Origin of the sequence: Clostridium sp. D53t1_180928_C8 (assembly GCF_015667795.1) — a bacterium.
Classification (GTDB): domain Bacteria; phylum Bacillota; class Clostridia; order Clostridiales; family Clostridiaceae; genus Clostridium.
In genome coordinates this window covers 76742-100981 of record NZ_JADPEL010000011.1, presented here as the reverse complement: position 1 = coordinate 100981, position 24240 = coordinate 76742, and the positions used below count along the sequence as shown (strand labels likewise).

Here is a 24240-nt window from a genome sequence, read left to right as displayed (position 1 = left end):
GTTATACAAAAATGTTGTTAGCAACATTTTTGTATAACAGGCTTATATAGAGAGAAATAGGTTATATAAAAAGCATAGAATTAAAAGAAGAAAAGCAATCAAAAGAATTATGAAATTGATATGATATAATGAAAAAAAGAGGTGAGATTTAATGAAAGAATATATATTAGATAACGGATTAAAATTTATTTATAAAAAAGGTAATAGTGAGTTAACATCAATATGCATATCATTAGATGCAGGAGCAGGACGTGATGGAGAAAAATTAGGTATAGCTCATGTTACTGAACACATGGTATATAAGGGAACAGAAACAAGAAGCGAAAAGGAAATAAATGAAGAATTAAGCAGTATATTTGGTTTCCAAAATGCCATGACTAACTATCCTTATGTAGTATTCTATGGAACTTTATTAAGCGAAGATTTACAAAAGGGATTAGATTTATTTTCAGATATTCTTTTAGCACCAGTATTTACTGAAGAAGGTTTTAAAGAAGAGATGGAAGTAATAAAGCAAGAACTAAAAGAATGGGATGAGGAGTTAGAACAATATACAGAAGATAAGCTTTATTATAACTGTATGGAAAATAGAAGACTTAAGCATCCTATTATAGGTACTAAAGAATCATTAAATAATATGACAATAGATGATGCAATAGATTTCTTTAATAATTATTATTGTGCTAATAATGCAACTATTACTATAATCTCAAGTTTGGATTTTGAAGATGTAAAAGAGATGATAGAAGATTGTTTTATAGACTGGAGAAGTGAAAAGATACCTGAAAATGAAGAAAAGATTAGCATTCCTAAGAGTGGAATTTTTATTGATAGAAAAGAAGATATAAATAGCGCAAAGATTCAAATTATATTCCCTATTGATGAATTAAGCCATTGGGAGATAAAAGCATTAAGAGTTTTCAATCAATACTTTGGAGAAGGGGTAAATTCTATATTATTTGATACATTAAGAACAAAACATTCATTGGTTTATGATGTATTAACTAGAGTTGCTAATGAAGAATATATAAAGGTTTATAAAATTACTTATAGTACTGCTCATGAAAATGTAGATAAATCAATAGAAATCATACAAGAATTAATAAAAAATGTTGATGAGTATAGACATATATTAAAGAAAAATGATGTTGAGTCATTAATAAAAAGTTTTAGATTGAAAAGATTATTTGCTGATGAACAAAGTGTAAGATTAGCTATGCAAATAGCTACTTATGATACTATGTTTGGTGATGGATTATTATATCTTGACGAAAGTGAAGATTTAAATAAAATGCCTGTAAGCTTTATTATAGATACGGTAATTAAGGTTTTTAGTAAAATGACAATACAAGTTATTACTAAATAATAAAAATAGAAAAACTTACTACTATATATAATAGTAGTGAGTTTTTTATTTATATAATAGTACTCTAGCTAAGCAATACTTATTAAGTTTGTATCAATAACACTCCAAGTATTATTAATAACTTTAAGTGTGACTTTATATTGATAAGAACCAACAGGACTATGATATTTAGAGCCTTCAATTATTGTTTCACCAGCTTCGTTTGAACTAATATTAGTAATCATCAATAAATAACCATCAACTTTAATTGAACCAAAATTATTAGCTAATCCAATTTCCTTTAATTTAAATATCAACAAAATGATTATTATTATAATTATACATTTCATCATAAGCTAAAATTAATGCATCAATATTTCTAGGGTATTGATAATTAATTGATAAATCATCAGAATTACTATTAAAGAATAAACATGATGCAATAATTATATTTAAAAGTAAGTTCATAAACAAATCACCTCAAAATTAGCTTTCCATGTAAAATAAGTAATATGCAATAAAGTTTTTGTGGTTTTTATTTATAGTATTTATTAATATAGTATAAGAAGTATTAAGTAGATGGAGAAAAATATAGATGAGCAAAAGAATACCGTTATTAGAAGAAGTATTAAAATATAAAAAAGAAGATAATCTTATTCTTTCAATGCCAGGTAATAAAAGTGGAATTGGATTTTTAAGAGACGATATAGGAAGAGAATTTGTAAGTAATATGGGCTTTTTAGATATTACGGAAGTTGACCCATTAGATAATCTTCATTGTCCAGAGGGAGTAATTAAAGAGGCACAAGAGTTATTGGCTAAAACTTATGGAGTAAAAAAAGCATATTTTGTTGTTAATGGAAGTACAGCTGGAAATTTAGCAGCAATATTTGATGCATTTAATGAAGGAGATGAAGTATTAGTAGAAAGAAACTGTCATAAATCTGTTTATAATGGGCTAATTTTAAGAAAGTTAAAAGTAAAATATATTGAACCTGTTATTCATGAGGATAAAGGAATATTTTTACCTCCAACAGAAAAAGAAATATACAAAGCATTAGAAGAATGTAGTAATGCAAAGGGAATAATATTAACTTATCCAAATTATTTTGGTATAGGATATGATATATTTGATACATTAAAAGAGTTAAAGGAAAGAGGATTATCAATAATTATTGATGGAGCACATGGAGCACATTATGGAATAAGTGAAAAGCTACCTAAATCCATAGCTACATATGCTGATTATGTAGTATTAAGTGCTCATAAGACATTACCTAGTCTAACTCAAGGATCATATCTTTTAGTTAATAATGATAATAATGTAGATTTTTATTTAAAAGCATTTATGACTACATCGCCTTCATATCTAATAATGTCATCATTAGATTATTCAAGATATTATTTAGATAATTACGGAAAGAAAGATTATGATTACATAATAGAGTTAGCTGATAAATGGGCTGTAAAAATAAGTGAATTAAATAAAGTAAGTGTTTTACAAGTAAATGATTTGCCTAAGGGATATAACCTTGATTCAAGCAGATATATATTAATCTTGCCAAAAGGATATAGTGGACATAAATTATTAGACTATATGAGAACAATGCAAATACAATGTGAAATGAGTTTTGCAGGTGGAGTAGTATTAATTTTATCACCATTTAATGTAGAAGAAGATTTTGAAAAAATATATAATGCCATTTTAAAATTAGATTTATCATCAATTAAGGAAGAGTTATATCAAAATTATTATAGTGTGATTCCTAAAAAGATATTAGAACCATATGAAGTATTTAATAAGAAGTTTGAATATATAGATATTAGTAAAAGTATAGGGGGAATTTCTAAAGAATCATTAATTCCATACCCACCAGGAATTCCATTGATTTGTGGTGGTGAAGTAATATCTAAGGAAGCTATAGAAATTATAGAAGGCTATATTAGAAATAATAGAAGTGTAATTGGGATAGAAGGAACATTAGTTAAAATAATAAAAGAATAAAAAATATAGTAATCAATTTAAATGAATATACATAGACAAAGTATCAGAAACTATAATATATCATTTAAAGGAGATGAATTTATGGATTATAAAGTTGCACAGGTTAGCAAAGAGGAAGTAGAAGCTATAAAAAAAGCTGAAAATTTAATTAAGTCTGAAACAGGAAAAGATTTTGTTATGATTGCATGGGAAAAAGTTAAATAAGTTTTTAGATGAAATTACAATATAAGCAACCTTATATTGTAATTTTATTTTTTATATGAACAAGAAAAAAGTAAAAGTATAAATAAAAACTAAAATATTCCAAATTTTTCATTAAAAGTTGGTTTATTTTAGCAGAAAAATATGTATAATGTATTATATGCAGGTAGAAAGTAAGGTGATTAATATTAATAAGTTAAAGATATTAAGTTTATTAATACTTTCAGGGATATTAATAACTCCTTCTGATATTGTAAAAGCAGAAGGAATTTATAATGTGTCAGAAAGTGAATTAATTAAATTATTAGAAAAATATAAAGACGAAGAGGTTAAGCTAGAAGATGGATTAGTCTTAACTGTTGGTGAAGCTATTGATTTACCAGTAGATGATGGATGGACTATTTATAATGAAAATGTAGCCGAAATAGTCAATGGAGAATTAGTAGGAAAAGCCGTAGGAAGCACATTTGTATCACAACAAACTGATGATACAGTACATATTTTAGAAGTGTGCATATCAGAAAGTGGAGTAGCTACTAACACATATGTTAAAACTTTAAGTAATAATAAAGTTAAAAATATAGATAGAGATTACTATAAAGTATTTATTGATCCAGGACATGGAGGCTATGATAATGGAGCAGTTCAAAATGGAGTTCTTGAAGATGAAATAAGTCTACAAATATCTCAAAAGATAGAAGCCAAATTAAAAGCAAAAGGTGTACAAGTTAAGATGAGTAGATATGATGATACATATGTATCATTGACTGATAGAACTAGAATGGCAAATAATTGGGGATCAGATTTATTTGTATCTATACATCAAAATTCTGCGACAGCATCAAGTGCAAATGGAATAGAAACCTATCATTATCCATCTAGACAAGATAGTAAAGAATTAGCAACTGAAATACAATCAGATTTAATACAGTCTACTAATGCAGTTAATAGAGGTGTTAAATCTGCTAATTATGCTGTAATTAGAACAGCTAATATGTCATCAAGTTTGGTTGAATGCGGATTTGTATCAAACCCAACAGAAGCAAGAAACTTAAGTTCTAGTAGCTATCAAGATAAAATTGCAGAGGGAATTGCTAATGGTATAATGGATTATTTAGCAAATAATGTAATAATAAATAATTCAGGAGGCAATGGAAACAATAATAGTAATAATGGAAATAATAATCCATCAATAGCGACGCAAAGCGGAACAATAAAAGTAAATGGAGCTTTAAATGTAAGAAGTGGAGCAGGAACAAGCTATTCAGTAGTAGGATCATTAAGCAATGGATCAAAAGTAGAAATTGTTGAAACAACTGGAACTTGGTATAAGATAAAATACGGAAGTGGATATGGATACGTAAGTAAAGATTATGTAACAGTATCGACAGATTCAGGAAATAATGGCTCATCAACAGACACACAAAGCGGAACAATAAAGGTAAATGGAGCTTTAAATGTAAGAAGTGGAGCAGGGACAAGCTATTCAGTAGTAGGATCATTAAGTAATGGATCAAAAGTAGAAATTGTTGAAACAAGTGGAACTTGGTATAAGATAAAATACGGAAATGGAACTGGATATGTATCTAAGGATTATGTTGTATTAAATACAAGAATTATAGCTGAAAATACAGTATTAAGAGAAGGAACTTCAGTTACTTTATCATTAAAAGTTAGAGATGAATCAAATTATGATTCAAATGTAATTGGATCAATTGCTATGGGCAAAAAAATTGCAGTATTAGAACATATGGGTGAATGGAGTAAAATACAATATAAGAATAATATAGGATATATATTAAATGAATATGTAGATTTTAATATAGTTTAATTTAAGTATTGATATTTGATAGAAGTTAATAAGTTATGTTAATTTGATTTATGGATATAATAAATATATGCATAAAAATCAGATTAACATAACTCTTTTAATTTTTATGTAGCATAAATTAAGTTTATGTGGTAAACTAAATAACCCTACATAAGTAAGATACAAAAGAGGAGAGTGAAAATATGGAACTGTTTGTAACTGATTTAGATGGAACATTAATTAATAATAAGAGAGAAGTTCCTCAAAAATCTTTAGAAATTTTAAATAAATTAATTGAAGAGGGAGTTAACTTTACAGTAGCTACAGCTAGAACTCCGGCAACAGCAGTTGAAATATTACAGAATTTAAATTTAAAATTACCAGTTGCTTTAATGAATGGTGTATTAATATATGACACTAAAGAATTGAAGTATATAGATATTAAAGGAATAGAAAAAGGTGCTGCTAATAAAGTGTTAGATATTTTTAAGGCATATAATAAAAATCCATTAGTATATGGAGTTAAAGAAAATCATTTATGGGTATATCATAAAGAATTTGAAAATGTATATGAATATAACTTTTATAAAGAAAGAGCTGATAAAAAGCTAAAAACCTTTGTTAAAGTTGAGGATTACAATGAATCAATATTAAATTCTAATATAATTAATTTTGTGGCATTTGATAATTATGAAAAAATAAAGACAATTGCTAAAGAGATTGAATGTATAGACGGAATAACGGTAAATTATTATCAGGATGTATATGAAGATTGCTACTTCTTAGAAGCATATAGCAGTGAAGCGTCTAAAGCTAATGGTATAAAATATTTATCAAAATATATAAATTATAGTAAAGTTATTTGTTTTGGTGACAATTTAAATGATATACCTATGTTTGAATTAGCGGATGAAGCCTATGCAACTTCAAATGCCGCAGAAGAGATAAAGAAAATTGCAACAGCAGTTATAGGTAGTTGTGAAGAAGACGGAGTAGCCGAGTTTTTAGAAGATAGATTTGAAAAATAAATAATAAATTGAAACAGAAAGCGTTATATTATTGATAAAATAATAAAATGATTTCTGTTTTATTTATTATTTGCTAAAAAATTTTAGAAAGATAATTAAAGAGAGTAAATGAAAACGTTTATAAAGATAAAATATGAAGATTTTACCTATTTAATTAATAAACTGTGAATGACATTAAAGCGAGATAAATCAATAGTTTGATGTGGATAAATAATATAAATATAAAAATAAAAGCAATATTATTGATAAATTGATAAGGAAAACTTATATATAGTTAATAGATTGAAATAAAATACTTGAAAAAAATATTAATATAATATATCATAATATCAAGAGTTAAGTGGAAATACATAGAAAGATAAATTGTAGAAGGGGGAATAACAATGGATAATAAAAGAGACCAGTGGGGGACAAAGCTTGGTTTTATATTAGCAGCTGTTGGATCGGCAGTAGGTTTAGGAAATATATGGAGATTTCCTTACTTGGTATATGAAAATGGAGGAGGAGCATTTTTAGTTCCATATTTCTTTGCTATATTTACTGCGGGTATACCGTTACTAATTTTAGAGTATGGAATGGGTCACAAATTTAAAGGGTCTACTCCGTTAGCTATGGCAAGAGGAAATAAAAAGTGGGAGTGGCTTGGATGGTGGCCAAGCATTACTGCATTCTTTATATTAGGATATTACTCAATGATTTTAAGTTGGGCTATGAAATATTTTACATTAAGTTTTTCAAAGGGTTGGGGAAGTGATCCAAATGCATATTTTTATAATGACTTTTTAAAACTTACAGAATCACCATTTCAATTTGGTAGTGTTATTTGGCCTGTATTAATTGGAATAGTTTTAGTTTGGGCAATTAGTTGGTTTATATGTTATAAGGGTGTAAAAGGCGGTATAGAAAAATTAAACAAAGTATTATTACCAACATTAGTTGCAATAATGGTAATAATAGTTATAAGAGGTGTTACTTTAGAAGGTGCTAGTTTAGGTTTAAATAAATTATTTACACCAGATTGGAGTAAAGTAATGGAACCAAAAGTTTGGATTGCTGCATATGGACAAGTATTTTATTCTTTAAGCTTAGCGATGGGAATAATGATGACTTATTCAAGCTACTTACCTAAAAAGACTGATATAAACAATAGTGCATTTATGACTGGATTTGCAAACTGTGGATTTGAGTTTTTATGTGCAATTGGAGTATTTGCAATTTTAGGATTTATGGCAACAAGCCAAGGTGTTGGAATTGAAGAAGTTGTTTCAAGTGGTATTGGATTAGCGTTTATAGTTTTCCCTAAAGTATTCTCTGTTATGGGTGTATGGGGAACTATACTTGGATGTTTATTCTTTGCTTGTTTAGTATTTGCAGGATTAACTTCTTGTGTATCTTTAGTTGAAGCTGTATCATCAGCTATAATTGATAAAACGGGTTGGGAACGTAAAAAAGTTGTTTCAGGTATTGCTTTAATAGGTGTTATCATAAGTGGAACATTTGCATCAGGAGCAGGACTATATATATTAGATATAATGGATAACTTCATTAATTGTTATGGAATTGTAGTTGTAGGATTACTAGAAGCTATCGTTATTGGATGGATAATTAAACCAGCAACTATTAGAGAGCATACAAATAAAACTTCATATTTCAAAATAGGAAAGTGGTGGGATTTTACTGTTAAGTTTATAACACCAACAATGTTAGCAATAATGCTAATTAGCAATTTTGTAACAGAAATTAAAACTCCTTACGCGGGATATAACTTACCAGAATTATTTGCATATGGATGGTCTGTTATTGGTTTAGGAATAATAGGAGCATTATTATTCTCAAGAAGACCTTGGAAAAATAAAGAAATAGAAAATTTTGAAGATGAAATTGAAGAGGAGGTAGTTTAATATGACAGCAACAGCGTTAACTTATTTTGCAGTTGGTGCAGTAGTTTTATGGGGTGGCCTAATAACTACTTTAGCTATATCAATTAAAAAAGAAAAAGCAATGAATTAGTAAAATCCAAAATTAACAATATAAAACATTTAGTATGATAAAAGGGAGTTGCAGTAGCGACTCCCTTTTGCTAAATTACGAAGCAATTTAGTTTGAAGGTTTCACTAAAAAACGGGTTTTGTCATATTTTATAGTATGAATTTAATGAGAAGGTGAAATTATGTGTGGAATAGCTGGAATGGTAGACTTTAATGCAAATTTAAGAGGGAAAAGAAAGATACTTTGCGATATGGTGAAGACTTTGGAGAGAAGAGGCCCAGATAGTGAGGGATTATATGAATCTACCAATGTCTTATTAGGACATAGAAGGTTGATAGTTGTTGATCCTGAGGGTGGTAAGCAACCAATGATTAAAAGTGTAAGAGGAAAAAAATACGTTATAGTTTATAATGGAGAATTATATAATACTGAGGATTTAAGAAAAGAGTTATTAGATGAAAACTTTACTTTTGATTCTTATTCGGACACCGAGGTATTATTAACATCGTATATTGCTTGGGGAATAGATGCTATAAAAAAATTAAATGGAATATTTGCATTTGCTATATACGATGAGGATAAGCAACAAGTATTTTTAGCTAGAGATCCTATGGGGGTTAAACCGTTATTTTATTCTAAAAAGGGAAGTACACTAGTTTTTGGATCAGAAATTAAGACAATACTTGCACATCCTGCAGTAAAAGCAGAAATTGATAGAGATGGATTAACAGAGCTTTTTGCGTTAGGTCCAGCAGTATCACCAGGAAGTGCAGTATATAAAGGAATAAATGAAATAGCTCCAGCAAATTGTATGTTAATAACAAATGATAATATGAAGATATGGGAGTATTGGAAGGTTGAAGCTAGAGAATTAAATGAGACAACTGATGAATCAGTAAGTCATGTTAGACAATTATTGATTGATGCTATAAGAAGGCAATTGGTAGGGGATGTTCCTGTTTGCACTTTCTTATCAGGTGGATTAGATTCATCAGCAATATCAGCAATAGCAGCTGAAGATTTTAAGGAAAAAGGAAAAAGGCTAACAACTTATTCAATAGACTATGAAGGTAATGATAAGTATTTTAAAGCTTCATTATTTCAACCAACTTCAGATCAATATTTTGCAGAGAGAATGGCTAAATTTATAGATAGTGATCATAGAACTGTTTTATTAAAGCAAGAAGATTTAGCTCATGCGTTAAGAGAAGCTACATTTAGCAGAGATTTACCTGGTATGGCTGATGTAGATTCATCACTTTTGTTATTCTGTAAGGAAATTAGAAAAGATTTTGTTGTTGGGTTATCAGGAGAGTGTGCGGATGAATTATTTGCTGGTTATCCATGGTTTACTCATGAGGAAATGATAAATGCTAATACTTTTCCATGGTCAAGATCTGTTGGTGAGAGAAAGACAATTCTAAATGATAATCTTAAAAATATTAAAGTTGAGGAGCTTACAAATGAAGAGTACTTGAAAACTTTAAAAGAAGTTCCACATTTGGATAACGAAGATAAGAAGACTTATAGAATGAGAGAATTATTTTATCTAAATTTGAAGTGGTTTATGGTTAATTTATTAAATAGAAAAGATAGATCAAGTATGTATAATAGCTTGGAAGTTAGAGTTCCTTTTGCAGATTATAGAATTGTAGATTATGCTTTTAATTTACCTGTAGATGTAAAACTTTTAGATGGAAGAGAAAAGGGATTATTAAGAAAAGCATTAGTAGGTATACTTCCTGATGAAATAGTATATAGAAAGAAGAGTCCATATCCTAAGACTCATAATCCTATTTATACTAAAATTGTTTGTAGTATAATGAATGAAATATTAAATGATAAAACATCACCTATACTTCAAATAATAAACAAGGATAAGGTTCAAGAAATAGTGGATACTAAAGGAGAGGCGTATAAAACACCTTGGTTTGGACAACTTATGACTGGACCACAAATGATTGCATATTTAATTCAAGTTGATATTTGGTTAAGAGAATATAATGTAGATATATTGCTATAGTTAATATGTAGTAGGTTGAAATAAAGTATAACTGTTATTTAAAGGCAGTTATATTTTATTTTTATTAGCATAAAATTTAGTGAATACAGTTATTGAGATACATTAATAAAAGTATGTATAAAAATATTATTAACATAATTATTTTTTTAATATAGGGGGAGAGAAAATGAAGAAAAAAATTGTTTCATTAATACTTTCAATGTTAATGTTATGTACATTAGCTGGGTGTGGCAATAAAACTGATGGAGATACTTCAGCTGGGGATTCGACTTCAGAAAATGTAGAAGAGAGTAAAGAGAAAGAAAGTGCAAAAGAGCTTGCAGTTGGAATGGTAACTGATGCTGGAACAATAGATGATAAATCTTTTAATCAAGGAACTTGGGAAGGTATAAAGAGAGCAGAATCAGAACTAGGTGTTACAGCTAAATATTTAAAGCCGGCAGGAACAACTGAAGCAGACTATTTAACAGAGATAACCAATCTTATAGAAGGGGACTATCAAATGATAGTAACTCCAGGATATAAATTTGAGACAGCAATAATGAAAGCACAAGATCAGTATCCAGATATTAAATTTGTACTAATAGATGGTTCTCCTAATAATGGTAAAGAGGGAGATGATTATGAAACTAAGGTTGGAAATAATACAATTGCAATATTCTTTGCAGAGCATGAATCAGGATTTTTAGCTGGTGTTGCAGCCTCATTAGAGTTAAGAGAAGGAGAATTAGGGTTTATAGGTGGCATGGAAATTCCAGCAGTACAAAAATTTAATTGGGGTTTCCAACAAGGTGTTAAGTATGCTAATGAAAATTTAGGAACTAATATGACATTAAATAAAGAAAATGTAGTTTATGAGGGATCATTTGATAATGTTGCAGGTGGACAACAAATTGCAGCACAAATGTATGAAAGAGGAGTAAAAGCAATATTTACAGCAGCAGGTGGGGTTGGTGTTGGAGCAATAAATGAAGCTAAAACAAGGGCAAACTCAGGTGAAGAAGTTTGGGTAATAGGCGTTGACGTTGACCAATATGATGATGGTATATATGATGAAGCAAATAACAAATCAATTATTTTAACATCAGCAGTTAAAAAAGTTGATCAAGCATCATATGATATGGTAAAGGATGAGTTAGATGGAAATTTTCAAGGTGGAAAAACATTAACTTTTGATGCTAAAAATGATGGTATTGGTTTACCAGAAGAGAATCCAAATCTTAGTGAGGAAACTTCTAAGAAGGTTTCAGAAGTTTTTGAAATGATAAAAAATGGTGAGATTGTAGTTAAGGATGAACAAGGGGACTTGATAAAATAAAGTAAAATATAATTAAAATTAAGAGTTGTTTACAGTAAAGGTCTAAAGTTGAAAGCGCTCGTGACCTATACTTAAGCAGCTCTTAGTAGTTTGAGAGAACTACAAAGTAAATAACTTTTAAAAGAAAATAACCAAAATAAGGTAAATCGAACTATCGGGGCTATAAAAACGAAAAAAATTCGGGAAATTTTAAATAAAGTGTTGAAAAAACGAAAAATATAGTTTATTATATGAGTATAGTTCGAGGGGAACTTATAAAAGCATAAAAACGTAAAAATAACTCATATAGGTCTCCAATAAGGGGAGACGTTTCTACCGAAAGCCTTAAATTTTCGACTATGAGTGGACTTGATATATGAATCTGTAATTTTAAGATTTAAAGCATATTAATTTCACTTATGAGATTAATATGCTTTTTTTAAAAGAATCATATAGAAAGTTAGAAGTACAATATGGGAGGAAATAAGAATGAAAAAGAAAGTAATTGCATTAGCACTTTCAGCATTAATGCTAACAGGGTTAGTTGGATGTGGAAATAGTGCAGACAGTGGGTCAGGTGATGGAGAGAAACTAGCAGTAGGTATGGTTACTGATGCTGGTACTATTGATGACAAATCATTCAATCAAGGGACTTGGGAAGGAATTAAAAAAGCTGAATCAGAATTAGATGTTACAGCTAAATACTTAAAACCAGGTGGAACAACAGAGTCAGACTATTTAACAGAAATAGCCAACCTTTATGAAGGAGATTATAAGATGATTATAACTCCAGGATATAAATTTGAAACAGCTTTAATGAAAGCTCAAGATCAATATACAGATGCTAAATTTGTAATATTAGATGGATCACCTAACAATGGTAAAGAAGGAGATGCCTTCGAAGCTAAAGTAGGAGATAATACAGTAGCAATTTACTTTGCAGAACAAGAATCAGGATTCTTAGCAGGTGTTGCTACAGCTTTAGAATTAAAAGACGGTGAGCTAGGATTCATCGGTGGTATGGAAATTCCTGCAGTTCAAAAATTCAACTGGGGATTCCAACAAGGTGTAGCATATGCTAACGAAAACTTAGGTACAAGCATGAACATAGCTAAAGAAAACGTAGTTTATGAAGGATCATTTGATAACGTTGCAGGTGGACAACAAATTGCTGCACAAATGTATGAAAGAGGAGTAAAAGCAATATTTACTGCTGCAGGTGGTGTTGGAGCTGGAGCTATAAACGAAGCTAAAACAAGAGCTGCTAATGGTGAAAATGTTTGGGTTATCGGTGTTGACGTTGACCAATATGCAGATGGTATATATGATGAAGCAAACAACAAATCAATTATCTTAACTTCTGCTGTTAAGAAAATAGACCAAGCTGCTTATGATATGATTAAAGCTAATTTAGATGGAACTTTCCCAGGTGGAGAAACATTAACTTTCGATGCTAAGAATGATGGTGTTGGTCTTCCAGCAGAAAATCCAAACTTAAGCGATGAAACAATTAAAACAGTTAATGATATTTTTGGAAAAATTAAAAGTGGAGATATAGTTGTTAGTAGTGAACAAGGGGATTTAATAAAGTAATTTATTAAAAGTTAATATTACAACTAAAAAAAGGTGGGTTATTCCACCTTTTTTGCGTACAAAAATAAAAAAAATCATCAATATAAAACGATGTGGGAAAAAATACTTGTCGTAAAATGTTGAAAATACGAAAGATTTAAATTATAATTATTAATATAGTTCGAGGTTTGTAGATATATTGTATCTTCAAATTTTAATATCATATTTTGCGGTTTAATAATGTACGAATTTTAAGGTATAATTATTATATAGAAAGATAAAGTGAAATATTTTTTAAAATTTAATTAAAAAATCATATAATAAACAAGTTATGTAAAATTTGCAATTTAAATCCTGTTGGGATAAATTGCATAAAATAAAAGAATGAAATTTAGGAGGATATGCCGTGGGATATGTAGTAGAAATGCTTAATATTCGTAAAGAGTTTCCAGGAATTGTTGCTAATGATAATATTACGTTACAATTAGAGCAAGGAGAGATTCATGCTCTATTAGGAGAAAATGGTGCTGGTAAATCAACATTAATGGGAATGCTTTTTGGAATGTATAGACCAGATAAAGGATGTATAAAAGTAAAGGGAAAAGAAGTTAAAATTTCAAATCCTAATATAGCTAATGAATTAGGAATTGGAATGGTTCACCAACACTTTAAATTAGTTGAGAACTTTACGGTAACAGAAAATATTATCTTAGGATGCGAACCTAAAAAACTATTTGGGATAGATATAAAGGGTGCAGCAAAAAGAATAGAGGACTTATCTAAACAATATGGTTTGAATGTTGATCCATATGCCAAAATCGAAGATATATCTGTTGGTATGCAACAAAGAGTTGAAATCTTAAAGATGCTTTATAGAAATGCAGATGTTTTAATATTTGATGAACCTACAGCTGTATTAACTCCTCAAGAAATAGAAGACTTAATTGAAATTATGAGGAATCTTACTAAAGAAGGTAAGTCTATAATTCTAATTACTCATAAATTAAAAGAAATAAAGTCTGCTGCAAATCGTTGTACTGTTATAAGAAGAGGAAAATACATTGGTACAGTTAATGTTAGTGAAACTAGTGAAGCAGAAATGGCTAAGATGATGGTTGGTAGAGAAGTATCATTTAGCGTTGAAAAGGAAGAAGCTAAGCCAAAAGAAGTTGTTTTAAAAATGGACAATCTTTGCGTTAAAAATAATAAAAAGGTTTTAGGACTTAAAAACTTCTCATTAGAAGTAAAAGCAGGTGAAATAGTTGGTATTGCTGGAGTTGAAGGTAATGGACAAACTGAAATAGTGGAAGCTTTAACAGGAATGAGACCGGTTGAGTCTGGAACAATTACATTTAAAAATAAAGATATAACTAAAGAATCTATAAGACAAAGAATAGATGATGGAATGGCTCATATTCCAGAAGATAGACATAAGAGAGGTCTTATTTTAGATTATACTATGGAAGATAATATGGTTCTTAAGGTTTACAAGAATAAGCCATTTTCTAAAAATGGTTTAATAAACAAAAAAGAAATAACAAAGTATGCTAATCATATTATTGAAACTTTTGATGTTAGATCTGGGGAAGGTGGAAAATCTATAGCAAGATCTTTATCAGGAGGGAATCAACAAAAGGGGATAATAGGGCGTGAAGTTGAATCTAATCCAGATTTACTTATAGCTGTACAACCTACTAGAGGTCTTGATGTTGGTTCTATAGAGTATATTCACAAGAGATTAGTAGAACAAAGGGATAGTGGTAAAGCTGTTTTATTAGTATCTCTTGAATTAGATGAAGTATTAAATGTATCTGATAGAATTGCTATAGTAAATAATGGTGAACTTATTGGTATAGTTAATGCTAATGAAACTGATGAAAATGAAGTAGGTCTAATGATGGCTGGAATAAAGAAGGGGGAAAAATAGTGGAAAAGAATCAAGCATTAAAATCTGTTATGGCGGTAGTTTTAGGATTACTTGCAGGTGCTGTCTTAATGTTAGTAATGGGATTTGACCCTCTTGTAGCTTATGATAGTCTTTTTAAAGGTGGATTAAAAAATATTACTAAAATAGGTGATACTATTGCATCAGCAACTCCTTTAATACTTACAGGACTTTCTGTTGCGTTTGCATTTAAGACTGGGTTATTTAATATAGGAACACCAGGTCAAATGTTAATAGGGGGATTTACATCACTAGTTGTTGGATTAACTGTTAATTTACCAAGTATTATATTATTACCTTTAATGGTTTTAGCTGGAATGCTTGCAGGAGCTTTATGTGGAGCAATTCCAGGATTATTAAAAGCAAAGTTTAATGTACATGAAGTTGTTTCTTCAATTATGATGAACTGGATTGTACTTTATTTTACACAATATACAATTCAAAATCATTTTAAGGGAGCAACTGAAGATACATCAAGGGCATTAGCTGTAGGTAATACATTAAAAGCTGAATGGTTAACTAAACTTTTTGGAAATAGTAATGCATTAAATTTAGGTATATTTTTAGCTCTAATAGCTGCATTTGTTGTATGGTTCATATTAAATAAAACTGTATTAGGATATGAATTAAAAGCAGTTGGATTTAATAGATTTGGTGCTGAATATGCAGGTATGTCAGTTAATAGAAATATTATTGTATCAATGATGATAGCAGGTGCTTTAGCAGGTCTTGCTGGGGTAACTCAATATGCTGGATATGCAGATTGTATTCAAACAGGTATTATGCCATCACAAGGATTTAATGGTATAGCAGTTGCTCTTTTAGGTGCTAACTCACCATTAGGAGTTGTATTATCAGCTTTATTCTTTGGTATATTAAATGTTGGTAAGGGTGCTATGTCAATAAAAGCTAACGTTCCAACAGAACTTGCTGATACAATAATGGCAACAATTATTTACTTCTCAGCAACAAGCTTAATAATGGAAAACTTAATTAAGAGATTTAAAAATATTAAGAAAAACAAAACAGTGGTTAACAATAATGAAAGGGCGGTGGAAAAATAATGTGGGATACAATAGTACAAATTTTTCCTTATGCAATTACTTATACAATTCCATTATTAATAACAGCACTTGGAGGTCTGTATTCAGAGCGTAGTGGTGTTGTAAATATTGGATTAGACGGACTTATGATTGTAGGGTCTTTTGCAGGAGCTCTTACAGTATATAAATTACAAGGTTCTGGAGTACCAGGAGCAGTTTGGATTGGACTTTTAGTAGCAGCAATTGCTGGTATGTTATTCTCATTATTACATGCTTTTGCAAGTATAAACTTAAAAGCAGACCAAACTATTAGTGGTACAGCTATTAACTTAATGGCTGGTTCATTAACAATATACTTATGTAATGTTATTGGTAACGGAAGTGGTAGATTACAATTAACTACTATATTCCAAAGAGGAAATGTTCCAGTATTATCAAAGATTCCGGTAATAGGACCATTATTCTTTACAAATACTTATGCAACAACTTGGGTAGTATTATTAATATTAATAATATTCTCAGTATTATTATACAAGACAAGCTTTGGTTTAAGACTAAGAGCATGTGGTGAGCATCCACAAGCAGCTGCAGCAGCAGGTATTAGTGTTGTTAAAATGAGATATATAGGGGTTATGCTTTCGGGTGCCTTTGCAGGTATGGGTGGAGCTATAATTACTATGACTTACTCAAGTGAATTTAATGGAAGTGTTTCAGGAATAGGATTCTTGGCATTAGCAGCATTAATTTTTGGGCAATGGAAGCCGCTAGGAATATTAGGAGCAACGATGTTCTTTGGATTTGCAACTACAGTAGCTAACGTATCACAAGTTATACCAAGCTTAGCAACAATTCCACCAATGTATTTGAAGATGTTCCCTTATGTGGTAACTTTAATTGCATTAGTAATATTCTCTAAATCATCTCAAGCACCGAAGGCTGCGGGAGAACCATTTGATGCAGGAAAGAGATAAATTTATTGGAAACCTACGGGTTTCCTTTTTTTATAAAAAGAGTTAATAATGTTATTCAACAAGTTTAACGTCAGAATCCAAAGTGTAAAAAACTTTTAATATGCTAATTAAATACATTTTATATGTTTAATAAAAAATTTTCAAAATAGAATACTAATATATTAAAAAGGTAATATTATTTTAATTTTACTATTTTTGGAATAAAATAAATGTAATGATTGATGAAGAAGTGTATTATATTACGAACTAAAGAGCAGTGAAATTTTCACTGCTCTTTTAAATTTATGATATATTATCGACATCAGTTTAAAACAAAGCCAAAATTTAAATATTATTATTCTGAGAAGTTTTTATTTTTTTGAAAGTAATTCTATAAATTCTTTTTTAGATTCTTCATTTTCAAACACGCTATTAGGAATTATAGGAGTATATATTAAAGAGTTATTATCACTTCTAAAAATATATATACAATCTTCAAATTCTAAAATATTTTTTATATTATTAAATGAAAATTTATCTATATGATTATTGGAAAATTTATAGATTATTTCATTTTCACATATTTCTAATTCTTTTTCTGGTAGAACCTTATATGATAATATTAATCTTTTAATTATTTTACTTGAAATTGAAAAATATATTTCAGGAATATATATAAAGAATATAGCAGGAATTAAAGTTTCAAATGAAACTAATATTATTTGTATATTTGTTATTTTATGATTAAACCAAAAAAAACACGCTATTAAAAAAATTATTAAAAAAATTATTGGAAATATTTTTTTTAATATTTTAAGTTTCAATTTTTCTGCTTTTAAGCAATTAGTATATTGATCAATAGTATTAGTATAAATAAATTTCATAATTATCCTCCTATCTATGGTCTAATATGATAGTAAATTAAATTATACCATAATTTTTTAATTATAATTAATCTTTATTTAGTTTAAGGAGTTGTATATATGAAAAAAATTTTAACTTTTTTCATAAAAATAATAATATTCTTAATAATGCTTTTTATTATTATAGCTTGGATTTATTTATTTTATTATTTGAATAAAGTAACCTCTAAATAATATAGAGAACTAACACGATAACCAGATACAAATGACACTATTCTTACTAAAGGGAAGTTTAAAAAGAATTTACCAATAGAGCAACTGCTATTTAAGTATAATGAATTTATGTGGAAAAATAGATATACTAAATAGATTCTATTAATAAAACGTTTAATTATGTTGAAATGTTAAATAGAGTATATTTAATGAATAACTTTAAATTAAGACGGCTAATGTAATTGAAGATAATAATGTAGAAAAAGAAACATTATTATTTATGGAGAGAAAATGAATAAAGTGTATTTAGATATGACAAAGAGAACAAATTGTTTAGCTATATGTATAGAAGATGCGGAAGTCATTGCATCAGGTACTACTGTTTACTATATGGATTCAAATGATAAAAATGAAACTTATCAACAATATGCTGATGAGTATGATATACATTTTATTTTTGATGATGATATTGTTGAATTATCATTTTATACAGTTCCTCAAGTAGATGTTTTCGCAAGAGATAGGCAAGGTGGTTTAATTGGAACTGTTGGTTCATTTACAGATTTACAAAGTGATTTACCAATATGCTATGTCAATAAAAATAAGGAGTGTTTTCTAATGGCAAATAGTGGGAAAGAGTTTTTGGAAAGATGTAAAAGTTGGAAAAATAACGGATTTAAATTTATGTTCTCTTATAAATTTCAATTTAGAGATTAGAATTAGGGGAACAATTTTAATATATTGAGATTTAAAGGGATATCCAATTGGATATCCCTTTATGTTATATATTTTTTAAAAACAAAGTTAAATTAATATCAAGTAATGATGCTGTATCAGAATTCTATTCTACATACTTTGTAAAATAAATATTTTATTTTTCGGTCATACTGGTATGCGCAATTTATTTAGTTAGTTCTGATTCCTTTAACACTGCAACAGCAAGTAGTCTAGGACCAGAATGTATTCCTACGGCTGGAGTAATAGTACCAGAATACATAAAGGTAGTATTTTTATGTTTTGAAAGAATATCTTCTAGTTTTTTAGCTTCGTCTTCCATAGTTCCTGTCATAATGATTACTTTACCCTTACCTTGATCCAATATGTTTGTAGCTAAATCAAGTAATGTATTAAAAGCTTTCTTTGAACCTCTAACCTTTGAGTGATTAGTATATTTACCATCATCATCCATAGTAATAATAGGTTTTAAATTTAAAAGTTGCCCAACACTTCCAGTAACTTTTCCAATTCTTCCACCCTTAATTAAATATTCTAAAGTGTCTACGGTAAAGTACATTGAAGTATCTTCTCTTAATTTAGGAATAGCAGTGCAAATATATTCAAAATCTTTGCCGCTTTCAATCATTTTACCAATTTCAATAACAGATAAACCTACGGCCATAGATAAGATTTTAGTATCAAATACAAAGCTAGTAATTTTATCTTCATATTCAGAAGCAGCTATTCTAAAACTATTTATTGTTCCAGAAAGTCCAGATGAAATAGGCATAGCTATAACATGTGTATAACCTTCATTTGATAGAGTTTCATATATATCACAAATATCTTGAACAGAAGGCATTGAAGTAGTAGGTAACTCTTCATTTAACCTAGAATAAACTTCATTTGCTGTTATTGTAATTCCATCTATATATTCTTCAGCTTTATATATTATTTTTAATCTAGCCACATGAATGTTATACTTTTCTATATATTCTAAAGGTAAGCCACAAGTACTATCAGTAATTAAAGCTATTTTTTCCATTATATCTCTCCTTATCAAATCATAATAAAAATATTTGAAAATCAAACTATATAAATATAATACCATCCATTTTATCATAATGCAAGATGTAGTTTTAAAAACTATGTGATATTTTTTAGTTAATTTAATAAAATAATATATGGAAAATTGAAGAAATATATTATAATGAAATATATATTAATTTTGGGGATATAAAACAAAAAGGGGGATCATTTAATGAAAAAAATAAAAATTGCATTGTTAGGACTAGGAAATGTAGGGAGAGGTGTATATAAAATATTACACCAAAATAAAGAAGAGATTATTAAAAGATCAGGTTATGAAATTGAAATTTCTAAGATTTTAGTAAGAGATTTAAAAAAAGGTAGAGGTGTAGATGTCTCAGAAGATATTTTAACTACAAATTTTGAAGAAATATTAAATGATGATTCTATAAAGATTGTAGTTGAAGTAATGGGAGGAATAGAGCCAGCAAGAGAATATATGTTAAAAGCTATGGAGGCTAAAAAACATATAGTTACTGCAAATAAGATGTTACTTGCAACTGAAGGTAATGAAGTATTTGAAAAGGCTGAAGAAATGGGAGTTATGTTCCAATATGAAGCTAGTGTTGCAGGAGGAATACCAATAATTAATGGTATTAATGAAAATTTAACTGCAAATAAGATAAATGAGTTATATGGAATAGTTAATGGAACAACTAACTATATATTAAGCAAAATGGAGCTTGAACAATTAGAGTTTGATTATGTATTACAAGAAGCTAAGGAAAAGGGGTATGCAGAAGCAGATCCAACATCAGATATTGAAGGATATGATGCTCAATATAAGCTTGCAATACTTGCTTCATTAGCATTTGGAACAAAAGTAGATATTAAGGATGTATATAGAGAAGGAATAACTAAGATAAAACCAATAGACATGAAATATGCAAGCGATTTTGGAATGTCAATTAAGCTATTAGCTATTGCTAAAGATAAAGATGGAAAAATTGAGTTAAGAGTTCATCCAACTATGATTCCAGAAACACATCCACTTGCTAATGTTTATGATTCTTTTAATGCAATATTTATAAATGGAAATGCTGTTGGAGATTTAATGTTCTATGGTAGAGGAGCAGGTGATATGCCAACAGGAAGTGCTGTTGTAAGTGATATAATTGCTATTTTAAGAAGAAATATAGATATTAAAAATGAAAACCCAATTATTAGAAATAACTTGTGGGAAAAAGAAGTTAAAGATATTAATGATGTAGAAAGCAGATATTATATAAGAGTAACAGTTGAAGATAAGCCAGGTGTATTAGGGCAAATAACTACTATTTTTGGTTCAAATAGAGTAAGCTTAAAATCTCTTATTCAAAAGGGAAGAAAGCATGATGAAAATCTAGAAGTTACTTTAGTTTTAATAACACATAGAACTAAGGAAGCTTTAATAAATGATTCTATAGAGAAATTATATGATTTAAGAACTGTAAAAGAAGTAGAAAATATAATAAGAATAGAAGAGTTTAACTAAACTGCGAAATAAAGATTAAGTCTGCAATTTAAGCTAGCCCTTCTAAAGTTAACGACTTCTCAAACAAATTTGTAGCAGGAGTCGTTAAATATAAGTCGTCTAACTAAGAAAACAGTCAAGAGAAAAAATGAAATATTAACTTAGAGGAAAGTATTGAAATTAACATCTAGAATCAATTATATAAATTCAAAGTAAAAATTTCACCGATTCCGGGAAAAGTAATATTCCATTTTTCGTTCTCACTGTAGTTTGCAGTTTATTTCTATTTTACATATTTAGAGTAGAGACTAACTAGAAGTTGAATGTGGAATTCTTCATCAAGGATAATTCTTTTAAGTACAGCATTTATATCTTCATCATAAATTTTAGTTATAGTTTCTTTATATTGTTTAATAGCAGCCTTTTCATCTTGAATATCTATAGTGAGAATATCTTTAATTGATGAAGTATTATAATCTACTAATTTACCAGACCAATAATTTTTCTTTTTATTGTTAATCCAATAACCAGGTTCACCACCTAATAGAAGTATTATTTCTCCAAGTAATTCTAGATGATGCATTTCAACGATAGAAATACCTCTTATAGTTTCAGAGATTTCTTTATTTTTATAAGTTAATGCTATTTGATGATAAGTATATTGTGCTATAGCATCAAATTCAGAAACATTACTAGCATAATTAAGTAATATTAAATCAATATAATTAGGATTTTTTTCTTTAACTTTAACTTCAGGATAAGGAAGATTAACTGAATACATTTGTAAGCTCCTTAAAATTAATAGTAGTATATTATTATATATTATGAATTAAAGGATATAAGTGCTAAGTAAATAGATAAATTAATAAATAACAAATTTTTTAGTAGGAAGGAAAATAAAATATGAATATAAATTTTTATATGCCAACTAAAGTATTAATGGGAAAAAATATAGTTGTTGATAGTTCAGATATATTAAAAGAATATGGAAATAAAGCATTAATAGTTACAGGAAGACATTCATCTAAGGCTAATGGTTCTTTAGATGATGTAAAGAAATCATTAGAGTTATCAAATATAGATTATATAGTTTTTGATGAAATAGAAGAAAATCCATCATTAGAGACTATTGAAGAAGGAGCATTATTAGGTAAAAAAAATGATGTTAATTTTGTAATTGGAATTGGTGGTGGATCACCTCTAGATGCATCTAAAGCTATAGCTGTCATGATAAAGAATCCTGACTTAACTAAGGATACAGTGTTAACAGATAAAGCCTTAGAAGCTATAGATGTGATTGCAGTTCCAACTACTGCTGGAACAGGAAGTGAAACAACTCAATACTCTATTGTAACTGTACATAGAGAAAAGACAAAGAGGAATTTAGGGCAAAGTGTATTTCCTAAATTAGCTTTATTAGATGCAAGTTATATGAGAAATATGAATTTAGAAACAACTATAAATACTGCGATTGATGCTTTATCACATTTAGTAGAGGGATATTTAAATGTAAATGCAAATTTCTTTACTGATGCTTTAGTTGAAAAGGCATTAAAGTTATGGGGAGAATGTATAGATTCTTTATTAAGTAAAAGTTTCACTTTTGAAGTAAGAGAAAAATTTATGATTGCGTCTACTATAGCTGGGATGGTAATTGCACAAACAGGAACTAGTTTACCACATGGCATGGGATATAGTTTAACTTATTTTAAGGGGCTACCTCATGGAATTGCAAATGGATGTTTATATAGAGAGTATTTAAAGGTTTTTAAGGATAAAGAAAAAGTAAATAATATATGGAAATACTTAGGATTATCTTCTTGGGAAGAATTAGATAATATATTAGAAAAATTGATAAAAGTAGATATAAAAATATCTAATGAAGAAATAAAAGAATATACTGATGGTATGTGGAATAATAAAGCTAAATTAAAAAATCATACAGAAGAAATAACATATGAAGAAATATATAATATTTATAAAAATAGCCTTTCTTAGTAAATAAAATAAAAAAACCTCTTAAATAGAGGTTTTTTTATTTAAGGTATTAATCTAGATATTACTTTATATAATCTTTGATAGCTAAATAAGTTAAAGCTGTTTTCAAGAGCATTTTCCTCATTTATAAGACCTTCATAAACAAAAGTTTTATTTTCTATTTCTAATAAATCCATAGGTTTAATTACTTCAGGACGCTTGTCCGTTTTATAGATACCACTATTTATTAATAGTTCAGCTACAAATTGAGAACAGAAATAATAATATTCTCTTTTATGAGGTTTATTGAAATATGCTGTCACGGTTCCAAGAACACTATATTTATAGTCATCTTTATTTTCAAAAAATTTATTAATTTCGTTTTGTAAAAATTGAAATTGTTCTTCAGTAATATTAATTTTATATACTAAGCACCTGCTATTTGGATACATAGCGAACACTCCATCATATAAATTTTCTTCAACAAGACCAGCCGGTAAAACTTTACTTGGAATTTTGCGACCGAATGAAAACATTTGAGTGAAGGAACTATCAAGAGATAAAGATACATGAGAGTATTCTTTTTGTGTAAAAAGTGCAATTATGTTAGAAAACATAGTTCCAGTTCTAGATAAAACTATGTATATATCTCTATTATTCAAATTTAAATCCCCACCTTTTATTTTATACTCCTTATTTTACACTAAATTTATGTAACTG

Annotated in this window: 22 protein-coding genes and 1 riboswitch; of the genes, 16 read left to right on the top strand and 6 right to left on the bottom strand. The window is 28.4% G+C overall.

The window, feature by feature from the left end:
- Positions 1-151: 151 nt before the first annotated feature.
- Positions 152-1366 (top strand): pitrilysin family protein, encoded by a 1215-nt coding sequence (locus I4V51_RS09700; RefSeq protein WP_195988239.1) that lies wholly within the window; start codon positions 152-154, stop codon positions 1364-1366.
- A gap of 68 nt (positions 1367-1434) precedes the next feature.
- Here I4V51_RS09700 and I4V51_RS09695 read toward each other — a convergent pair whose 3' ends face one another.
- Positions 1435-1665 carry a hypothetical protein gene (locus tag I4V51_RS09695; protein ID WP_195988238.1) on the bottom strand — a complete coding sequence of 77 codons (231 nt, stop codon included), beginning with the start codon at positions 1663-1665 and terminating at the stop codon, positions 1435-1437.
- A complete protein-coding gene (locus I4V51_RS09690; RefSeq protein WP_195988237.1) occupies positions 1652-1813 on the bottom strand; it encodes a hypothetical protein in 162 nt (53 codons plus the stop codon). Before I4V51_RS09690 ends, I4V51_RS09695 begins: the two co-directional genes overlap by 14 nt.
- Positions 1814-1940: 127 nt before the next feature.
- Between I4V51_RS09690 and I4V51_RS09685 the strand changes: the two genes are divergently transcribed.
- The 12 genes from I4V51_RS09685 to I4V51_RS09635 all read left to right on the top strand — a co-directional run bounded on the left by I4V51_RS09685 (position 1941) and on the right by I4V51_RS09635 (position 17229).
- On the top strand, positions 1941-3350 hold the full coding sequence (locus I4V51_RS09685; protein ID WP_195988236.1) for an aminotransferase class I/II-fold pyridoxal phosphate-dependent enzyme: 1410 nt from the start codon (positions 1941-1943) through the stop codon (positions 3348-3350).
- Positions 3351-3431: 81 nt separating this feature from the next.
- Complete coding sequence (locus I4V51_RS21395; protein ID WP_260458183.1) at positions 3432-3554, top strand: hypothetical protein; 123 nt, start codon at positions 3432-3434, stop codon at positions 3552-3554.
- Positions 3555-3729: 175 nt separating this feature from the next.
- Entirely contained in the window at positions 3730-5382 is a 1653-nt protein-coding gene (locus I4V51_RS21390) for an N-acetylmuramoyl-L-alanine amidase (protein ID WP_195988235.1), read from the top strand.
- 182 nt (positions 5383-5564) lie between these two features.
- On the top strand, positions 5565-6389 hold the full coding sequence (locus tag I4V51_RS09675; protein WP_195988234.1) for an HAD family hydrolase: 825 nt from the start codon (positions 5565-5567) through the stop codon (positions 6387-6389).
- A gap of 383 nt (positions 6390-6772) precedes the next feature.
- Positions 6773-8290 carry a sodium-dependent transporter gene (locus I4V51_RS09670; protein WP_195988233.1) on the top strand — a complete coding sequence of 506 codons (1518 nt, stop codon included), beginning with the start codon at positions 6773-6775 and terminating at the stop codon, positions 8288-8290.
- Position 8291: 1 nt separating this feature from the next.
- Positions 8292-8399, top strand: coding sequence for a MetS family NSS transporter small subunit (locus I4V51_RS09665; RefSeq protein WP_195988232.1), 108 nt, complete (start codon positions 8292-8294; stop codon positions 8397-8399).
- Positions 8400-8559: 160 nt separating this feature from the next.
- A complete protein-coding gene (gene asnB, locus I4V51_RS09660) occupies positions 8560-10401 on the top strand; it encodes an asparagine synthase (glutamine-hydrolyzing) (protein WP_195988231.1) in 1842 nt (613 codons plus the stop codon).
- 166 nt (positions 10402-10567) lie between these two features.
- The gene (locus I4V51_RS09655) at positions 10568-11719 is read left to right on the top strand and encodes a BMP family ABC transporter substrate-binding protein (protein ID WP_195988230.1); all 1152 of its coding nucleotides are present in this window, start codon (positions 10568-10570) and stop codon (positions 11717-11719) included.
- A gap of 261 nt (positions 11720-11980) precedes the next feature.
- Positions 11981-12078, top strand: a riboswitch (purine riboswitch).
- Between the two features lie 109 nt (positions 12079-12187).
- Positions 12188-13291, top strand: coding sequence for a BMP family protein (locus I4V51_RS09650; protein ID WP_195988229.1), 1104 nt, complete (start codon positions 12188-12190; stop codon positions 13289-13291).
- Between the two features lie 385 nt (positions 13292-13676).
- Positions 13677-15197, top strand: coding sequence for an ABC transporter ATP-binding protein (locus tag I4V51_RS09645; protein WP_195988228.1), 1521 nt, complete (start codon positions 13677-13679; stop codon positions 15195-15197).
- Complete coding sequence (locus I4V51_RS09640) at positions 15197-16279, top strand: ABC transporter permease (protein WP_195988227.1); 1083 nt, start codon at positions 15197-15199, stop codon at positions 16277-16279. The genes I4V51_RS09645 and I4V51_RS09640 overlap by 1 nt, the downstream gene beginning before the upstream one ends.
- Positions 16279-17229, top strand: a complete 951-nt coding sequence (locus I4V51_RS09635) for an ABC transporter permease (RefSeq protein ID WP_195988226.1) — start codon at positions 16279-16281, stop codon at positions 17227-17229. The genes I4V51_RS09640 and I4V51_RS09635 overlap by 1 nt, the downstream gene beginning before the upstream one ends.
- A 350-nt stretch (positions 17230-17579) precedes the next feature.
- On the opposite strand, the gene I4V51_RS09630 is transcribed toward I4V51_RS09635, so the two are convergent.
- Positions 17580-18092 carry a YcxB family protein gene (locus tag I4V51_RS09630; protein WP_195988225.1) on the bottom strand — a complete coding sequence of 171 codons (513 nt, stop codon included), beginning with the start codon at positions 18090-18092 and terminating at the stop codon, positions 17580-17582.
- A gap of 483 nt (positions 18093-18575) precedes the next feature.
- Between I4V51_RS09630 and I4V51_RS09625 the strand changes: the two genes are divergently transcribed.
- Positions 18576-19001: a hypothetical protein gene (locus I4V51_RS09625; protein ID WP_195988224.1), complete on the top strand. Its 426-nt coding sequence runs from the start codon at positions 18576-18578 to the stop codon at positions 18999-19001.
- A gap of 184 nt (positions 19002-19185) precedes the next feature.
- Here the strand turns inward: I4V51_RS09625 and I4V51_RS09620 are convergent, their stop codons facing one another.
- Positions 19186-20046: a DegV family protein gene (locus I4V51_RS09620; RefSeq protein WP_195988223.1), complete on the bottom strand. Its 861-nt coding sequence runs from the start codon at positions 20044-20046 to the stop codon at positions 19186-19188.
- Between the two features lie 216 nt (positions 20047-20262).
- Between I4V51_RS09620 and I4V51_RS09615 the strand changes: the two genes are divergently transcribed.
- Positions 20263-21564 carry a homoserine dehydrogenase gene (locus I4V51_RS09615; RefSeq protein ID WP_195988222.1) on the top strand — a complete coding sequence of 434 codons (1302 nt, stop codon included), beginning with the start codon at positions 20263-20265 and terminating at the stop codon, positions 21562-21564.
- A 262-nt stretch (positions 21565-21826) separates the two neighbouring features.
- On the opposite strand, the gene I4V51_RS09610 is transcribed toward I4V51_RS09615, so the two are convergent.
- A complete protein-coding gene (locus tag I4V51_RS09610; RefSeq protein WP_195988221.1) occupies positions 21827-22324 on the bottom strand; it encodes a ferritin family protein in 498 nt (165 codons plus the stop codon).
- 122 nt (positions 22325-22446) lie between these two features.
- On the opposite strand from I4V51_RS09610, the gene I4V51_RS09605 reads away from it, so the two are divergent.
- Positions 22447-23541, top strand: a complete 1095-nt coding sequence (locus I4V51_RS09605; protein ID WP_195988220.1) for an iron-containing alcohol dehydrogenase family protein — start codon at positions 22447-22449, stop codon at positions 23539-23541.
- Between the two features lie 41 nt (positions 23542-23582).
- Here I4V51_RS09605 and I4V51_RS09600 read toward each other — a convergent pair whose 3' ends face one another.
- The gene (locus tag I4V51_RS09600) at positions 23583-24182 is read right to left on the bottom strand and encodes a hypothetical protein (protein ID WP_207745937.1); all 600 of its coding nucleotides are present in this window, start codon (positions 24180-24182) and stop codon (positions 23583-23585) included.
- Positions 24183-24240: the final 58 nt, after the last annotated feature.

What these genes read in the sequence shown, in the direction of transcription:
- asnB (WP_195988231.1), top strand. Translation starts at nt 8,560, where the DNA reads ATGTGTGGAATAGCTGGAATGGTAGACTTTAATGCAAATTTAAGAGGG.
- I4V51_RS09615 (WP_195988222.1), top strand. Translation starts at nt 20,263, where the DNA reads ATGAAAAAAATAAAAATTGCATTGTTAGGACTAGGAAATGTAGGGAGA.
- I4V51_RS21395 (WP_260458183.1), top strand. Translation starts at nt 3,432, where the DNA reads ATGGATTATAAAGTTGCACAGGTTAGCAAAGAGGAAGTAGAAGCTATA.
- I4V51_RS09605 (WP_195988220.1), top strand. Translation starts at nt 22,447, where the DNA reads ATGAATATAAATTTTTATATGCCAACTAAAGTATTAATGGGAAAAAAT.
- I4V51_RS09630 (WP_195988225.1), bottom strand. Translation starts at nt 18,092, where the DNA reads ATGAAATTTATTTATACTAATACTATTGATCAATATACTAATTGCTTA.
- I4V51_RS09690 (WP_195988237.1), bottom strand. Translation starts at nt 1,813, where the DNA reads ATGAACTTACTTTTAAATATAATTATTGCATCATGTTTATTCTTTAAT.
- I4V51_RS09685 (WP_195988236.1), top strand. Translation starts at nt 1,941, where the DNA reads ATGAGCAAAAGAATACCGTTATTAGAAGAAGTATTAAAATATAAAAAA.
- I4V51_RS09670 (WP_195988233.1), top strand. Translation starts at nt 6,773, where the DNA reads ATGGATAATAAAAGAGACCAGTGGGGGACAAAGCTTGGTTTTATATTA.
- I4V51_RS09610 (WP_195988221.1), bottom strand. Translation starts at nt 22,324, where the DNA reads ATGTATTCAGTTAATCTTCCTTATCCTGAAGTTAAAGTTAAAGAAAAA.
- I4V51_RS09655 (WP_195988230.1), top strand. Translation starts at nt 10,568, where the DNA reads ATGAAGAAAAAAATTGTTTCATTAATACTTTCAATGTTAATGTTATGT.
- I4V51_RS09625 (WP_195988224.1), top strand. Translation starts at nt 18,576, where the DNA reads ATGAATAAAGTGTATTTAGATATGACAAAGAGAACAAATTGTTTAGCT.
- I4V51_RS09620 (WP_195988223.1), bottom strand. Translation starts at nt 20,046, where the DNA reads ATGGAAAAAATAGCTTTAATTACTGATAGTACTTGTGGCTTACCTTTA.
- I4V51_RS09700 (WP_195988239.1), top strand. Translation starts at nt 152, where the DNA reads ATGAAAGAATATATATTAGATAACGGATTAAAATTTATTTATAAAAAA.
- I4V51_RS09650 (WP_195988229.1), top strand. Translation starts at nt 12,188, where the DNA reads ATGAAAAAGAAAGTAATTGCATTAGCACTTTCAGCATTAATGCTAACA.
- I4V51_RS09675 (WP_195988234.1), top strand. Translation starts at nt 5,565, where the DNA reads ATGGAACTGTTTGTAACTGATTTAGATGGAACATTAATTAATAATAAG.
- I4V51_RS09635 (WP_195988226.1), top strand. Translation starts at nt 16,279, where the DNA reads ATGTGGGATACAATAGTACAAATTTTTCCTTATGCAATTACTTATACA.
- I4V51_RS09665 (WP_195988232.1), top strand. Translation starts at nt 8,292, where the DNA reads ATGACAGCAACAGCGTTAACTTATTTTGCAGTTGGTGCAGTAGTTTTA.